Below are 15,907 nucleotides of genomic sequence, written 5' to 3' on the forward strand. Positions count from 1 at the left end.
GAGCCGGGAGGGCCGAATTTCGGTTATGTTTGAACCCCAAAGGATCGCAAATGAAGACAGTTTTTGCAACTGTTAATCGCCTTCCGCTGGACAATCGAAACGTCTCCTCGACGCGAAATAGAATGACGCAACAGATCGCACTACTCCGCGGCATCAATGTCGGTGGCAAGAACAAGGTGAAAATGGCGGATCTGCGCGACGTTCTTTCTGACGCGGGTCTTGATGATGTCCGAACCTACATCCAGAGCGGAAGTGTCTGTTTTGGATCTCGCAAAAGTCGCTCGAGTCTTGAGTCGCTGATTCGAAGCTGCATCAAGGATTCGTTTGGCTGTGACGTTCCGGTCATGGTTCGCCCCCAATCTTTCTTTGAAGATTTGATTGCTGAGAGTCCGTACTGCAAATCTGGCAAACCGAAATTCGACGTCGCAGAACTGGGAGCCGTGATACTGGCAAAGAAGCCCACTGCGGCGAAGGTGAAGTCGCTGGCGGAACAGGAGTTTTCTGACGAATACCAAATCCTGAGAGATGTCGTTTACTTCCGGGTTCACAATGGCTTTCGCAACACCAAACTGAACAACGTGCTTTTTGAGAAAAAGCTTGGGGTTGCCGCGACGGCCCGGAACTGGAAAACGATCTGCAAGCTCGTCGAAATGTAGTTCTCGCGGAATCCTTTGCTTGCGATTTCCGGTGCTTCGGTCACAATTGAGTCACCACGAAGAACGACAACATGATCGAAAGGCCTTTGGCAATCCTATGGCGAAGAAGAAAACTGCGACCGCGACGAAACCTGTTTCAAAAACGAAAGTGAAAACCAAACCGGCCGCGAAGCGCAGCGCGAAACCGAAAGCCAATCGAAGCGCCAAAACGTCTGGCCAAAAGGCAACTCGCAAAACCGCCGCCAAGCCGAAACGAACCGCCGTGTCGAGCGTTGACGGAATTCTCAAGTCGTTCGAAAAAGAACGCGTGTCGCTCAGTTCCAATCTGGTTGTCGCCCGAAAGAAGATCGAGCAGATGACGAAAAAGATCGCGGCATTGAAGACTGAGCTGGAAAACGCCAAGCGTGACGTCGTCGAAAACGAACTGGCCATCGAAACGCTTGACTCACGACGCGACAAAGAAATCGGAGCGTTGCTCTCTGGTTTGGGCGTGGACCTTGGCAAAGCTGCTGCGGCGGCGAAACCGAAACCGCAAGTTGACAAGGGCACTCCGCTGTTCGACAAAAAGCCAACCGACGCTGCAAAAGAAAAAGCTTCCAGCGACAAATAGTGGTCGTCCGCGCGGTGCCGTCACGCGGAATTATCCGTGACGCTCGTTCCGGTCCACGCCAATATTCGAAGCAACGGAACGACAAGAGCTACTTCGCCAGATCAACGCAAATGATTTCGTTGTCGTTGCGAATGTAAGCACGCTTGTTCGCGAACGCCGGCATGCTCCAGACGACTTGCCGGCCAAACGCATTGTTGGACGGCTCGATCACCTTCGTCCGATCAATTTCCTTGTAACCGTCTTTGGTGATCTCCGCGATGATCAAGAAACCGTAGTCGTTGAACAACCAAAATCGATCTGTCTTTCCCTCGCGAACGATGAAGACAGTCCCGTTTCCGGTACGGCGTTTCGACGATGGTTCGGAAGTCGCCCAGAGCAGTTCTCCTTCGGGAAGTTTCAAGGCACGCATGTCGCCGGTTTGGTCCATCCCGTAAGCGATCTGATTCTCGACATCGAGATAGGGCTGAACGTTGATCGCCGAAATGGCTGCTCTGCCCTTGTTGCGCCAAAATTCGGTCGCGGTGGGCTCCATGGAGTTAAGCTTGATCAACAGGCTTTTCTTCGAATAGCCGCCGATGTACAGGTAATCTCCGAAGTGCAGCGGCGTCATGATGATCGAGTTGCTGGTCGCTTCGTATGGAACGCTCCAGTACTCTTTTCCGTCTTCCGGATTGAGCGAAGTGATGGCGTCCGGCCGACAGGTGATCAGCTGCCGCACACCAGCCGCGCTAATGATGGTTGGCGGAGAATAACCTTGTTCCGGCGCGGTCAATGCACGCCAGACTTCCTCGCCTGTGTTTTTGTTCAGGGCGACGATGTGACTGCCTTCGCCGCCGGCCAGCGTGATCAGGTTGTTGCCATCGATCAACGGATGGCCCGCATATCCCCACAGCGCCGCGGTCGTGTTGTATTCCTTGCGAAGATCCTTTTCCCAGAGGATCTTTCCGTCCTCCAGGTTGAAGCAAAACAAATTGCCTTCAGCGCCCAGCGTCCAGACGCGATCATTCTCAATCACCGGCGTGCAGCGTGGGCCAGACGGATAGGAAATCGTGTATCGGACTGCATGTTCGTGTTTCCAAATAACCTTGCCATCGGACTCGTTGAGGCAAAGAATGCGTTCCGTGCCGTCGAACTCACGTCGTTCGAAATTGCCGATCTTCACGTTCGCGTCCGTCACGAAATCCGTGATCAAAACTTTTCCGTCAGCAATGGCTGCTCCTGAGTATCCTCCCGCGATCGGAGTTCGCCAAAGAATCTTTGGCCCGCCTTCCGGGAATGATTCAATCAATCCGGTTTCGTTCCACGTGTTGGTTCGGTCCGATCCCATCCAGCGTGGCCAATCCTGTTGAGCCATCGCGGCGGATGCAGAAACAAGAATTGCAAGGCAGCTGAGTAGGATGATGCGACGATACATGAAACGGTTCCTCGTTCGTGGATTGATCTTCAGTGCGCAAATATTGTTTTGAGTCAGTTCGATGTTTCGAATCAATTCGAATCTGCTGCTTTCGTGGATGTAGCCATTTTATTCTGCGGCGAACTTCCAAAGAAAATTATTGCTTCGTACAAACATTGCATTTCCCGAAATCGCTGGCGAACCCAGAAAGACTTCTCCTTTTGTGTCAGCCCCGTCTTTGGCAGGAGCGAGGAACTTGTGCTGTTGAACGACTTCGGGTTTCTGATCGTCGCCCATGTGCAGATTTACCAGGCGGAACGTTCCATCGTCGCCGAAGCAATACATGTGACCGTCAGCGATGATTGGTGTCGCCCAGTAGCTTCCGTCGATTCGGGCTTCCTTCTTTTTGTCGCCTGACTCACGATCCCAGACTCTGAGAATTCCCCGCGAGTTGCATGTGAAGATCGAGTTTTCGGTCACCTGATAGCTGGGACTGCCGGCCTTGATCTGACCTTGCGACCACTTGGGTTCGATCGAACCATCGCTCGAAACCTGAAACGCCGTCGTGCCATCCATCGGCGTGATCACCGTGTCGCCAACGATACAAGCACTGGAAATAGTGCTGACGTCGCCTTCCTGTTGAAATTTGACCTCGCCGGTTTTCGGATCCAGCACGTCGATTTTGTCTGCTGACTGAACCAGCACCAGATTCTTTCCATCGCGAGTTTTGATGACCAATGGCGTGGCCCAAACCGCAGTCTTGCCGCGGTCTTGCGACCAGACTGTTTCTCCGGTTTTCGCGTCGAGTCCTGTCGCAAAGGAATCTCCGGCGTTCTCAACCTGACAGACCACGACGTCATCGACGACGACCGGCGAAGAAGACATGCCAACGTCGTTGCCGGCTTTCGGGCGATCGGCAGCCAACCCGCGATACCAGAGCAAGTTGCCGTCCAGGTCCAGGCAGGCAATGTCGTTCGAGGAATAGAACGCGAAAATTCTTTCTCCATCGGTCGCTGGCGTCGGCGCCGCGTTGGCGGAAAGCGGATGACAGAAGCAACGGCCTGTTGCCCAAAACTTCTGTTCCCATTTTTTAGCGCCGGAATTTTTGTCGACGCAAACAACCATCAGCTCATTTTGCTTGTCTCCTTGGCCACCGGAGCAGGTCACGATCACGTTGTCGCCAACAATGATCGGGCTCGACGCGCCTTTGGCAGGCAGTGGGATTTTCCAGGAAACGTTTGACTCATCGTCAATGACTTTGGGCAAAACCGCATCGGCTGCGACGCTCGCTGCACCGGGCCCGAGAAAGCCTGTCCAGTCGTCGGCTGAAACCGTTCCGGCAATCGAAAGCACGCAAGCGAGGACGTAAACAGGAATTCGGTCGTGTTTGAGTTTCATGGCGGCGCTTTCGACAAAGTAAGTTCAGTGGCGGTCAATATACCAAAATCGACACGCCTGCAGCGCTTTCGTGCACACCCATGTCAGGGAGATCGGGTGGTTATTCAGGAATGGCCAATTCCGGTATGCTGGAAACCGTTGATAACTTTTTTATTGCAACTATTGGGCGATCATTGACGGAACTGCATCGAAATTTGAAACACACAGACCATATGGTGCTGTCGTATCTTGGGATTCGACGTGCGGTCGGAAGCCTTGGTCTGGCTTTGCCTGTCGTGTTGGCCGCCGGAGGGTTCTTGCTTTTTGGAACTCCCATTCAGGAAAATATCAGCAGCTATTATCATACGCCGCTGCGTGACGTTTTCGTGGGCGTGATGTGTGCGATCGGTCTGTTTTTGTATTGCTATCGGGGAAGCTCCCGATTCGAGAACTGGACCGGGAATCTGGGTTGCATCGCTGCTGTCGGCGTTGCATTTTTTCCGCTCGACGCCGGAAGCGATCCACTCAGGCAGACTTCGATTGCCGGCTATCTGCATTCTCTCTGCGGAGGCGCATTCTTTCTGACGCTCGCCGTTTTCTCGGTTTACTATTTCCCGCTCAACGAGCCTGAAGACGACGCGCCTGATTTTCTGCTAGAGAAAAGCACCTCCTATCGTCTCAGTGGAATCACCATCCTGGCCAGTGTGTTGGTTATGGGCGTCTACCTGTTCCTTCTGCCGCAAGCGACGAAGGACTTGCTGGACAAGTACTGCTTTCTGTTCTGGATGGAGTCGATTGCCGTTTGGTCGTTTGCGGTCGCGTGGTTGGTCAAGGGGCGAGCTATTGCTCTGTTGACCGAAGGCGTGGAAAAAGTTCGCGAGTTGCGTCATCGTGAACGCAAAAAATTAAATTGAAACTTCGATTGTCGAAAACTGAAAACGATCAGGATCCAGTCCAATGGAATCAGCTAACTCAAGTGCACTCAATCGCGTAATTGACAACGTCGACGATTTTATCGACGCGAGATGGAGATGGGTTCGAAAACGGCTTGGCTGGGAGGGCGTGCCAGCTATCCAGCCCTACGTTGGCTATGCGAACGACGATCGAGTCTGGTTTCATGGACGCGTGCTGACCAACGTTCCGAGAAATACGCCTTCGATTGAGGATGGCTGGTTCGAGAATGTCGTTGCGATGTATCAACGGCTCGAAAGCGATGAAGTGGTTGGCGTGACAGTGGAGATCGACTTTGCAGGCAAGCGACATCGAGTCGTGACCGACGAAGAAGGCTACTTTCACCTTGAGACTTCCAACACTCCCGATTTGCGAGGGAAGCTTCCGTGGCAAATGATTTCGATGCGAATTGTTGATTCGAATCTGGTGACTGCCGAAGAATCAACAACCGTTTCTCGATTGTTGACACCGCCGGAATCTGCACAGGTTGGACTGATCAGCGACATCGACGACACGATCATTCATACTGGCGCGGCGAACATGCTGGAAATGCTACGATCAACTTTCTTTCATAACGCTCGATCTCGAAAACCTTTGGCCGGGGTCGCTTCACTGTATCGCGCCATTGCATCGGGAGTCGACCATGACGCGGACAGCCAGAACAATCCTGTGTTCTACGTTTCCAGCTCTCCCTGGAATCTACACGACATGCTGGAGGATTTCGTTGAACTGAATGATATTCCCGACGGTCCAGTTCTATTGCGCGATCTCGGCTTTGATCAGAACAAGTTTCTGGCTGAAGGACACAGCCATAAGCTGGACAAAGCGAAATCGATCCTGGCAACGTGGCCGAAAATGCCTTTCATTCTGTTCGGCGATTCAGGACAGGAGGACTCAGTAATCTATGCTGAACTCGCGAAGCTGTATCCCGAGCAGGTCGTGGCGATCTTCATCCGCGATGTCGATCCGACCAGCGAGTCAACCCGTGATAAAAACGTTGCGACTGCCATCGAGTCAATTCGGGATCAGAAAATTCCTTTCCATCTCATCAAAGACAGCACCGAGGCGGCTGCAGTTTTGAATCAGCTTGGCTACGTCTCATCGGGATGGCTCCCAACGATCAAGAGCGACACCGAACGCGACATCAAGGCGGAAAGCTAAAATTTTGAAACTGCAAGATTTGGCCTGCGAATGCCAATGACGCGGGGCGTTGAGAACGTTCCAGAGTTCAAATTGTGCAATTGTGACGGCAGGAATCAGTCGTATGTGGCAGCATTTCCCGGGTAGAGCAAGTTGATCTGGACGGGGTCAGTACATCTTCGTAATTTGAGCAAAACACAAATCCCGTAATGAAGGACTCGAAATGGATTTCAACTTTTTCAATTGGATACGAACCAGTGTTCGAAACGCAGTCTTGTCAGGTGTCAACGATGCTGTCGAAGCCATTGGAACACCGACAGACGATGCTGAAGTTAAGAATCATCTTGCGGGGATGATCAACGAGATCTCAACCGGAAGCCTACCTGCAGCGCCTCGACGTTCAGGGCGGAAAAAGCTTGGCAAAAGTCTTGCTCAAGCCAGTGCCAAATCGTAGTTTCGTAACAGAAAGTCGAACGCCGTCGTTCTCGCTACCGCCTCAAGCGCAGCGGCTTTATGTCGAAAGCCAGCGTCATGCCGCTACTACGTCGCTGCGGCGGCCGTTCGGATCATGTCCGTCGCGCGATTCGGGGATTCGACGATATGAAACATGAACTCCTCAAGATCCAGTGGCTCCATCCTCGCGACGTGCATGATGCACTCCGAGAGCGAAATTTCGCGGGGCAGGGCAGCCAGAAACTTTTGAAATACCAGCCTGCCAATCTGGATCATGGGGAACTCATACTCGACGTGTTCAGTATGGTCCATTGCCACATCGAAGTGCTCGTCCGCGAGGTCTCCCAACCCATGCAGGCAAATCAACTCGACGGTACCCTTGACCAGTTCATGTAGCAGCAGTGGCCAGACGCCGGCCTTTCCCTGAACGACTAACTGGCCTTCATCTCGCATCACGCCGCCCCAACCAACCATCAGCGGCATTAGCATTTTTCCACGAAGCGTTTTCGGCGTTCGCACCTCGCCCCATTTCGGTGTTGATGTGATTGAAGCTCTGAGCAACTTCATTGGGATTCCATAGATCTGATGGCAAGCACGCTTGCCCAGCATTTGTAGTGCGAATATGTGTTCAGATTCAAGCTCCATGAGCTTCATGTACGTTCGCGTTCCGTTGACTTCGTTGCTAAATCCGCGTGTCGACAGTCCGACTGCCTTGCAACGTGCTTTCAGCTCCTTGCGCGTCTCAATGGCTAACGGGCTTCCATGTCGATTGAAGAACGGATGCTTCGCGAACGGGTGATCGAATCGTCCTTTGGAAACTCGCTTCCAAAACCGCCTTGGACTGCCTGCGATCAGCGGGATTCCGCCTACCCAGTATCCGAGGTTTCCGTGCAGAAGCATTTGCTCGTACAGCGGAATCAGTTCTGGCTCAAGCTCGTTCAATTCGTCTGCAACGAGGTGATGAGCGGACCAGAATGCGTGCGTGGCCGCGCCTTGAATGAGCAGATTGAGCGACAGCCGTTTATTGACGGTTTGTCGTTGTTGGTCTGAAAGCGGATCTGGCTGCGGCATTAAATCAGGGCTGGTCGCACATACACGCGAGTCTTCGCAGGCCGCGATCCCTTCGGTTGCGGCAACGGGCGGGTTTCCGGGTACGAGGGTTCGAAAGGTGAGGGAGCCGGCGTCGGTTTGGGAGGTGCACTCGGCCGAGGCTCGGTGGCTGGTTTCACGTCGGGCTCAACGGTCGGTGTTTCTGGCATCGCGATTCTGTGCTCGGTAAAGTTCAAGTCCTTCAATCGTATACCGTTGCCGAATCGGTTTCAAATGCAAACGTGCCTCAATCGATTCGCAGCTTGCAACTTGCCATCGATCGATCGATATTTTTGAAGCGACGATAATACGAAAGGGCTGGCTAAGTGCGAATCGTCGATCGTGATTGGTCCAACACGCGAAGCGTTTCCTGAGCCACCATCTGTTCTTCCTGAGTTCGGATGACCAGAATGCGAGCCTGCGAATCGCGAGTCGCAATGTCGCAGTCGGGAACAGCGTTGTCGTTTTGAGTCGAATCCAGTTCCAGGCCAAGGCACTCCAGACCTTTGCAAACCTGAGCGCGAAGCGTTGATGAGTTTTCTCCAATGCCAGCGGTAAAGACGATCCCATCGACGCCTCCCATGGAAACGGAGAAACTTCCGATCGTCGAACGAATTCGGTCCGCGAACATTTCGATCGCCAACGCAGCTCTTCCATTGCCATTAATCTGCGGATTGGCGGCGGCTTTCTCAATCGTACGAAAATCCGATGAGACACCGGAAACGCCAAGCAACCCGGAATGTCGATTCAATTTCTCCTGCAGTCCCGCAGCATCGTAGCCGTGTTCCTGCAGCAGATGAATCAGAATGCCAGGGTCGATCGAACCGCTGCGCGTTCCCATCATCAAACCTTCCAGCGGTGTGAAACCCATCGTCGTGTTGATCGGCTGCCCGCCAACGATTGCGGTCGCCGAAGCTCCACTGCCCAAATGGCAAACGATCAATCGAAATTTCGGATCGCCAACTCGATCCATCAATTGTTCCGCCCGCTTTGCACAATAGGAATGGCTGATACCATGGAACCCGAACCGGCGGACGCCGTATCGCTCGAACCAGTCGTATGGCACCGGATAGACGATCGATTTCCGGGGCAAGTTCGCGAAAAAAGTCGTGTCAAAAACGGCGACCTGCTTCGCATCCCTCAGCTCACGACGGGTTGCTTGAAACGTTGCCAGAACAGGCGGGTGATGCAGCGGCGCCAATTTGGAAATCTTCTGCAGGCGTATGTTGACTGATTCATCGATCACAACAGGCTCGCCAAACTCGGTGCCTCCGTGAACGACTCGATGCCCAACGGCGCGGATCGGATCGCGAAAGCCATGTTCATCCAGCGAACGGCAGATCCAGCTGACTGCATCGCCGTAGTTTGGCAGTTCAGCATGCTCTACCAAGTCTTCGCTTGGCGAAGCCAATTCAAGCTTCAATGTCGCCACGTTCTTGCGACCTTGCCAGTCCACCATTCCGCGGCAAAGGACTTCGTCAGCGTCGCCATTAAAAAGCGAGAACTTCAGCGTGCTCGAGCCCGCGTTCAATACCAGAATACTCATTCGCTGATCTGCTGCTTTCCGCCCGACCAAACCCAGTCGCGAATTTCGGGCATATCCTGGCCGTATTCGCAAATGTATTGCTTGTGCTCAATTAGTTTGTCACGCATCGCCTGTTTGACATACGCGTTCTGCGTTCCCAGATGTGGGACACGGTCGATCACATCGGTGACCAAATGGAAACGATCCATGTCATTGAGCACGACCATGTCGAACGGCGTTGTCGTCGTGCCTTCTTCTTTATAGCCGCGGACGTGAAGGTTTTGATGATTGCTGCGGCGATACGCGAGTCGATGGATCAACCAGGGGTAGCCGTGAAACGCGAAAATGATTGGCTTGTCCTTCGTGAACATCAAGTCAAAGTCTTTGTCCGAAAGTCCATGGGGATGCTCGCTGGGCGTTTGCAGTTTCATCAGGTCCACGATGTTGACGACGCGAATTTTTAGCTCGGGGAGCTCACGACGCAAAATATCAACGGCAGCCAAAGTCTCCAAAGTCGGTACGTCTCCACAGCACGCCATCACCACATCGGGTTCGCTACCGCGATCATTGCTGGCCCATTCCCAAATACTGGCTCCTGCGGTGCAGTGTTTGATCGCCTGATCCATCGTCAGCCACTGTTGCGAAGGTTGCTTTCCCGCCACGATGACATTGACATCGTTCCGGCTACGAAGGCAGTGGTCGGTCACAGAAAGCAGACAGTTTGCATCCGGAGGCAAGTAAACGCGAATGATTTCGGATTTCTTGTTGACCACGTGGTCGATGAATCCCGGATCCTGATGGCTGAACCCGTTGTGGTCTTGCCGCCAAACGTGCGACGAAAGCAAATAGTTCAACGACGCAATCGGTCGCCGCCAGGGAATGTCTTCGCAAACCTTCAGCCATTTGGCATGTTGGTTGAACATCGAATCAATGATGTGAATAAATGCTTCGTAGCAATTGAAAAACCCGTGCCGACCGGTCAGCAAGTAGCCCTCCAGCCAGCCCTGACACTGGTGCTCTGAAAGCATTTCCATCACGCGGCCGTTGGGCGAAAGATGATCGTCTCCGGGAAGGATTTCGCCGACGAACGCTCGATCGGTCACATCGAACACATCACCCCAGCGGTTCGACGCATTCTCATCCGGACTGAAGACACGAAAGTTCTTTGAATCCAGGTTCAGCTTCATCACATCGCGGATAAATTTGCCTTGCACGCGAGTCGCCTCGGCTTTGACGTGTCCGGGATGCGAAACTTCGACAGCGTAGTCACGAAAATCGGGCAGGTGAAGGCTCTTGAGCAGCTGTCCGCCGTTGGCGTGAGGGTTGGCTCCCATGCGAAAATTTCCACGCGGAGCCAGCTCGGCTATCTCGTCGATCAGTCGGCCTTGTTCGTCAAACAGCTCTTCGGGACGATAGCTTTTCATCCACGATTCCAGTAATGCAACGTGGTCCGGATTCTCGTGCATTCCGCCCATCGGAACCTGATGGCTTCGCCAGCTGTCTTCGACTTGACGTCCATCGACGTTGCGAGGGCAAGTCCACCCTTTCGGAGTCTTCAACACGATCATCGGCCAGCGAGGCCGCGTGGTGTCGTCGTTTTTAATTGCGTGCTGCTTGATCCTGCGAATTTCTTCCGTCACCAAGTCCATCGTCTCGGCCATCTGCTGGTGCATCGTTTCTGGATCCTCGCCTTCGACGAAATACGGCGTATGCCCGTAGCCTCGCAAAAGTTGTTCCAGCTCGTCACGATCGATTCGAGCGAGCACGGTCGGGTTCGCGATCTTGTATCCGTTGAGATGGAGGATCGGCAGGACGACGCCGTCAGAAATTGGATTGAGGAACTTGTTCGAATGCCAGCTGGTTGCCAAGGGGCCGGTTTCAGCTTCGCCGTCACCAATGACGCAAGCCACGATCAGGTTCGGGTTGTCGAATGCTGCTCCGTAAGCGTGCGACAACGCATAGCCCAGCTCGCCGCCTTCGTGGATACTGCCGGGAGTTTCAGGAGCGACGTGGCTGGGAATCCCGCCAGGAAAGCTAAACTGTTTAAACAGCCGTTTGATTCCTGCAAGGTTTTGTTCGATGTTGGGATAGAGTTCCGTATACGTGCCCTCAAGGTAAGTGTTGGCCACCAATGCCGGTCCGCCGTGCCCCGGACCGGTGATGAAAATCATTTCCAGGTCATTCTTTTTAATGACCCGATTCAGGTGGGCATACAGGAAATTCAATCCCGGGGTCGTGCCCCAATGGCCCAGCAATCGCGGCTTGATGTGTTTGCTGTCGAGCGGTTCTTTTAACAGTGGATTGTCGAAGAGGTAGATCTGTCCAACCGAAAGATAGTTTGCCGCCCGCCAGTAAGCGTTGATGCGACGCAGTTCGTCTTGGTCCAGTGGCGTCGCCTCGGTTCCTGGAGTCGTCGTCAACGCAGTTGTGTTGAAGCTCATTTGCATTCCATGATTTCGATGGTGGTTTGCGAAAACCTCGTACGAGGGCTTTCGCCTTCCAGTCAGGTTGCTCGTTTGCAATCGCTGTGCCAGACCCGGAAACATTCCTTCAGTTAAATTCGGCACAGCAAAATAGCGCTTTAGAATCTACTCTTGGCGATTGAGCGACCGATTCGCGGGCTCGGCATTCCGCACGGGAATGGCGCGTGCGTTTGGGCACACTCTGTTCGCCTATTGATTGCCATTTGGGATCAGTTTTTCTTTCCCGGTTTGCGTGTTCTCGTTGATTCCCATCAAATGCCACGCGATCTTCGTCAATTCGATCACGGTCGCCGGCAGCAGCGACAATATGGCGACGACGATCCAAGGCATTGTGTGGAGCGGGACGACGTCAAAAACTCCGCTGGCAAACGGCAGCGTCAGCACGGCCAGCTGCAACAATCCTGAAACCAGAAACGCGGCAAACAGCCACGGATTCGAAAACGGACCAAGCTCCGGCAATGTATAGCGATGACTGCGACAGACCAATGCGTAGGCAAGTTGTGCAAAAGCCGTGATCGCGAATGCGGTGCTTCTCGCGACGTCCGTGTTGGCTGGGTCGTTCTCATAAGCCCACCAAAATCCGAACAATGCGGCTGCCGCGATGAGGAAGCCGTGATAGAAAATCAGCAGCCCTCGTTGAACCGTGATCACGGGCTCTTTGGGCGGACGTGGTTTGCGTTTCATGATGTCTGGTTCCGGCGGTTCCATGGCCAGCGCCAATGCCGGCAGGCCGTCGGTCACCAGATTGATCCAGAGGATCTGAATTGCCAACAGCGGCACTGGAAATCCGATGATCGCGGCCGCAAACATCAACATGACTTCGCCCGCGTTGCACGAAAGCAGGTAGTGCACGAACTTCTGAATGTTGTCAAAGATCCCGCGGCCTTCCCGGACAGCGTTTACGATCGAAGTAAAATTGTCGTCGGTCAAAACCATGTCTGCGGCTTCTTTGGTGACGTCGGTGCCAGTCACCCCCATCGCGATGCCGATGTCGGCCGCTTTGATCGCAGGAGCATCGTTTACGCCGTCGCCGGTCATGGCAACGACTTGTCCACGTTGCTTCCACGCGTTCACCACACGTAATTTATGAGCCGCAGAAACCCGAGCGTATACCGCGATCTGATCAACTTTTTGTTCCAACTCTTCCTTGCTCATCCTATCCAGGTCCGCACCTGTCACGGCCAAACAGTCTGCAGATGCGATCGCCAACTCCCGTCCAATTGCCAGTGCGGTTTCCGGATGGTCGCCAGTGATCATCACGGGGCGGACTCCGGCGCCGTGGCATTCGGCAACTGCGGATTTTACTTCCTCACGTGGCGGATCGATCATGCCAACCGAACCGACGTAAATCAGTTCGGATTCTTGATATTGTTCGCCAACCTGTTGCGGATCGTGTCGAAACGCCAGCGCCAATACGCGAAGGGCACGGCCGGCCATGTCCGAATTTTGCTGTTGTATCTCCTGTCTGCGAGTTTCCGTGAGCGCTGCAATCTGACCGTTGCGAAGCTCTTGAGTGCATTTGCTGAGGATGACTTCGGGAGCACCCTTGGTGTACATGATTCTCGAGTCATCAGGCTGCTTCATGATCACCGACATTGCTTTCCGGTCGGAGTCAAACGGGATCTCGAATACAACTCGGCGCGACGCACCATCGAGATCGAATCCGCCTTTCATCGCCATCACGATCAAAGCACCTTCCGTCGGGTCGCCGATGACTTGCCAAGTCTTGCCGTGTTTTCCCGGCACCACGCTCGCACTGTTACAATGCGCTGCAACGGCAAGAGCCTGCTGCAAATCCGGATGATCTTGCGGATCAACGGACGTGTCAGCCCGGTCAATCGGTTGAAATTCGCCACGTGGCAGATAGCCGGCTCCGCTGATTTTGAACTTGCCTTCGCCCACGTTCAGCTCTCGGACAGTCATTTCGTTTCGAGTCAACGTTCCGGTTTTGTCGGAGCAGATCACTGTCACAGATCCAAGTGTTTCCACGCTGGGAAGCTTGCGGACGAGCGCGTTTCGCTTCACCATTCGCTGCAGCCCGAGCGCCAGAGCGATTGTCACGACTGCTGGCAATCCTTCGGGAACGGCCGCAACAGCAAGGCTGACAGCGACCAGCAAAGTCTCCAGCAGTTCGCCGCCGCGCGCGTACTCGATGGCGAAAATGATGCCGACCAAAACCAGGCAAACCACCACGAGGATACGTCCAAGTTCCGCCAGTCGACGTTGCAGCGGAGTCGGCTCATTGTCTGCCGCACCCAACATCCCTGCGATGTTGCCCAATTCTGTCTGCATTCCCGTTGCCGTTACGACAGCGGTGGCTTTACCGTTCGCCAAAACGGTGCCCATAAAGACTGAATTCTCCCGGTCGCCCAACGGCGTGTCTTCAGCCAGAACCGCTTCCGCGTCTTTACTGCCCGGCACGGACTCACCAGTCAGCGAGGCTTCCTGCACAGAAACCGCGAAGGACTCAATCAGCCTCGCGTCTGCCGGTACGTTGTCGCCCGCGTCGAGTTGAATAATGTCGCCCGGTACCAGCTCTTTGGCCGGAATACTGTGAACTGTTCCTCCACGGCGAGTCTTGGCCATCGGTGACGACATCGCGCGGAGCGCCGCGAGGGCTCGCCCGGCACGTTCTTCCTGTACAAATCCGAGGATTCCATTGACGACCACGATTGCCATGATTGCCAACGTATCGACCCACTCGCCCATCGCTCCGGCAAGGATCGCAGCCACAATCAAAATCCAGATCACCAGTTCCTTAAACTGGGAAAGGAGTTTTTTCCATGTAGGTTCGGGCTGTGCTTTCGCCAGTTCGTTCCAACCATATTGTGTCCGTCGCTGCTCAATCGACGATTCCGCCAAACCCGATTCGACGCTCGACCCAAGCCGATCAACGACCTGTTGGGCTGGGGCAGCATAGGCAGCAGACAGTTCAGAATTGGGTGGCAATTGACTCAACGCGACGTCCTTGATGATTTCGAGTAAACCGATGCCAGTGACTTTATTGCAATCGGCATGCCACGATATTTGAAAGTGGACCGGTTAGGGGTTGCGCGTCTGACAGAGTAGATTTCCCGCGAATTGCTGCAAAACACGTCATAGATTTGCTGAGGTCGCACTGTGCGAATTGGCGCGCAAGATTTTGGCACGGGCGATCTCCCTGGCATATCACACGTCGGCGAAACAGAAATCTAAGGCGTTGTTGCATGTTCCAACGAATAACCAAATTCCAGATAAATCAGCGCCGCGAGCGCGAACAGCAAGATTGCCCAGATTGCGATTGCGATTCGAACCGCACGTTTGGCCCGATTGGCTTCCCACCACGAGTGAGGACGAAGCCCCTGAGCCAGAAACGTGAGCGTGCCTGCAAGGTTGACGCAAATGACGTTGGCGGAAACAAGCATCAACGCGCCCGAGGCCGCTTTGTAGTCGCCAGACACCAGCAGCATTCCAAAAACAGCGAACGGCGGAAGCAGGGCGACCGCCACCATGACGCCGATCAACGCCGACGGTGCTCCGCTGGTGAAGGCCAGCACTCCCGCACATCCTGACGCCAACGCCAAGATGATGTCTCCACCGGAAACTTGTGTCCGCGCCGCGATCGCCTCCTGGGTGACGCTGACGGGGAACAGAATTCCGATGAACGCTGCAGACAGAAAAGCAATCGCCAGACCGACAATGTTTGCTTTTAACGATTTCCCAACCAGTTTCCAATCACCCAGCGTCGTTGCCAAACAGAGCGCCATGTTGGGGCCCAACAATGGGGCGATCACCATCGCTCCGATCAAAATCGCAGTGTCACCGCGGATTAGTCCCACAGCGGCGACGAGAGTGGCGATTATCGCTTGAGCAATAAACACTCGGGTGATGTTTGCGCCTGCGGAAACCTGGTTATAAATCTCTTCGCGATTAATTCGCTCAGCAGACTTTTCTTCTTCAACCTCGTCTTCGTTCGCTTCTGGCTCGACCGGTCGCGGCAAAGTTGCTTCCACCGGGATTAACATGACGCGAAATCCGTCGACGTTGGCAAATCGCTCCACCAGTTTGTCCATTAACGATTCGACATCACCAGCATCAACAAGGATCCGAACAAGTGCCTTTTCGTCGTTGAGCATTTCATCCCAACGATCAACGACTTTTCCGTTTTCGGGCAAGTCTTCCAGCGCCGACAGCGAAGCGGCCGGGATGATCGATTCAATCAGGCGAAGGGCCACGGTTGAGACTCCTTAA

At 54.0% G+C, this 15,907-nt stretch carries 12 protein-coding genes; 5 read left to right on the plus strand and 7 right to left on the minus strand.

The annotated features are described in order from the left end of the window. Positions 1 to 50 precede the first annotated feature (50 nt). Positions 51 to 656: a DUF1697 domain-containing protein gene (locus MFFC18_RS11710; RefSeq protein ID WP_157665148.1), complete on the plus strand. Its 606-nt coding sequence runs from the start codon at positions 51 to 53 to the stop codon at positions 654 to 656. Positions 657 to 753: 97 nt separating this feature from the next. After that, positions 754 to 1,266 carry a hypothetical protein gene (locus MFFC18_RS11715; protein WP_075084567.1) on the plus strand — a complete coding sequence of 171 codons (513 nt, stop codon included), beginning with the start codon at positions 754 to 756 and terminating at the stop codon, positions 1,264 to 1,266. Positions 1,267 to 1,354: 88 nt separating this feature from the next. Here the strand turns inward: MFFC18_RS11715 and MFFC18_RS11720 are convergent, their stop codons facing one another. Both MFFC18_RS11720 and MFFC18_RS11725 read right to left on the minus strand, forming a co-directional pair. Then, on the minus strand, positions 1,355 to 2,680 hold the full coding sequence (locus MFFC18_RS11720) for an outer membrane protein assembly factor BamB family protein (RefSeq protein WP_075084607.1): 1,326 nt from the start codon (positions 2,678 to 2,680) through the stop codon (positions 1,355 to 1,357). 108 nt (positions 2,681 to 2,788) lie between these two features. After that, positions 2,789 to 4,057 carry an outer membrane protein assembly factor BamB family protein gene (locus tag MFFC18_RS11725; RefSeq protein WP_075084568.1) on the minus strand — a complete coding sequence of 423 codons (1,269 nt, stop codon included), beginning with the start codon at positions 4,055 to 4,057 and terminating at the stop codon, positions 2,789 to 2,791. A gap of 194 nt (positions 4,058 to 4,251) precedes the next feature. On the opposite strand from MFFC18_RS11725, the gene MFFC18_RS11730 reads away from it, so the two are divergent. From MFFC18_RS11730 to MFFC18_RS11740, 3 genes are all read left to right on the plus strand, one after another. Further along, positions 4,252 to 4,950 carry a hypothetical protein gene (locus MFFC18_RS11730; RefSeq protein WP_148618826.1) on the plus strand — a complete coding sequence of 233 codons (699 nt, stop codon included), beginning with the start codon at positions 4,252 to 4,254 and terminating at the stop codon, positions 4,948 to 4,950. A 43-nt stretch (positions 4,951 to 4,993) separates the two neighbouring features. Then, positions 4,994 to 6,148 (plus strand): App1 family protein, encoded by a 1,155-nt coding sequence (locus MFFC18_RS11735; protein WP_075084570.1) that lies wholly within the window; start codon positions 4,994 to 4,996, stop codon positions 6,146 to 6,148. 202 nt (positions 6,149 to 6,350) lie between these two features. Continuing rightward, positions 6,351 to 6,581, plus strand: coding sequence for a hypothetical protein (locus tag MFFC18_RS11740; protein WP_075084571.1), 231 nt, complete (start codon positions 6,351 to 6,353; stop codon positions 6,579 to 6,581). Positions 6,582 to 6,667: 86 nt separating this feature from the next. Here the strand turns inward: MFFC18_RS11740 and MFFC18_RS11745 are convergent, their stop codons facing one another. The 5 genes from MFFC18_RS11745 to MFFC18_RS11765 form a co-directional block, all read right to left on the minus strand. Next, complete coding sequence (locus MFFC18_RS11745; RefSeq protein ID WP_075084572.1) at positions 6,668 to 7,651, minus strand: hypothetical protein; 984 nt, start codon at positions 7,649 to 7,651, stop codon at positions 6,668 to 6,670. 340 nt (positions 7,652 to 7,991) lie between these two features. After that, a complete protein-coding gene (locus MFFC18_RS11750; RefSeq protein ID WP_075084574.1) occupies positions 7,992 to 9,215 on the minus strand; it encodes an acetate/propionate family kinase in 1,224 nt (407 codons plus the stop codon). Next, on the minus strand, positions 9,212 to 11,635 hold the full coding sequence (locus tag MFFC18_RS11755; protein WP_084417126.1) for a phosphoketolase family protein: 2,424 nt from the start codon (positions 11,633 to 11,635) through the stop codon (positions 9,212 to 9,214). Before MFFC18_RS11755 ends, MFFC18_RS11750 begins: the two co-directional genes overlap by 4 nt. Positions 11,636 to 11,866: 231 nt before the next feature. After that, the gene (locus tag MFFC18_RS11760) at positions 11,867 to 14,635 is read right to left on the minus strand and encodes a cation-translocating P-type ATPase (RefSeq protein ID WP_084417121.1); all 2,769 of its coding nucleotides are present in this window, start codon (positions 14,633 to 14,635) and stop codon (positions 11,867 to 11,869) included. 233 nt (positions 14,636 to 14,868) lie between these two features. Beyond that, positions 14,869 to 15,891, minus strand: coding sequence for a TIGR00341 family protein (locus MFFC18_RS11765; protein ID WP_075084576.1), 1,023 nt, complete (start codon positions 15,889 to 15,891; stop codon positions 14,869 to 14,871). Positions 15,892 to 15,907 lie beyond the last annotated feature (16 nt).

Origin of the sequence: Mariniblastus fucicola, from assembly GCF_008087665.1 — a bacterium.
Taxonomy (GTDB): Bacteria; Planctomycetota; Planctomycetia; order Pirellulales; family Pirellulaceae; genus Mariniblastus; species Mariniblastus fucicola.

Coding starts and splice junctions, on each gene's coding strand:
- MFFC18_RS11710 (WP_157665148.1), top strand. CDS start 51: ATGAAGACAGTTTTTGCAACTGTTAATCGCCTTCCGCTGGACAATCGA.
- MFFC18_RS11715 (WP_075084567.1), top strand. CDS start 754: ATGGCGAAGAAGAAAACTGCGACCGCGACGAAACCTGTTTCAAAAACG.
- MFFC18_RS11720 (WP_075084607.1), bottom strand. CDS start 2,680: ATGTATCGTCGCATCATCCTACTCAGCTGCCTTGCAATTCTTGTTTCT.
- MFFC18_RS11725 (WP_075084568.1), bottom strand. CDS start 4,057: ATGAAACTCAAACACGACCGAATTCCTGTTTACGTCCTCGCTTGCGTG.
- MFFC18_RS11735 (WP_075084570.1), top strand. CDS start 4,994: ATGGAATCAGCTAACTCAAGTGCACTCAATCGCGTAATTGACAACGTC.
- MFFC18_RS11740 (WP_075084571.1), top strand. CDS start 6,351: ATGGATTTCAACTTTTTCAATTGGATACGAACCAGTGTTCGAAACGCA.
- MFFC18_RS11745 (WP_075084572.1), bottom strand. CDS start 7,651: ATGCCGCAGCCAGATCCGCTTTCAGACCAACAACGACAAACCGTCAAT.
- MFFC18_RS11750 (WP_075084574.1), bottom strand. CDS start 9,215: ATGAGTATTCTGGTATTGAACGCGGGCTCGAGCACGCTGAAGTTCTCG.
- MFFC18_RS11755 (WP_084417126.1), bottom strand. CDS start 11,635: ATGAGCTTCAACACAACTGCGTTGACGACGACTCCAGGAACCGAGGCG.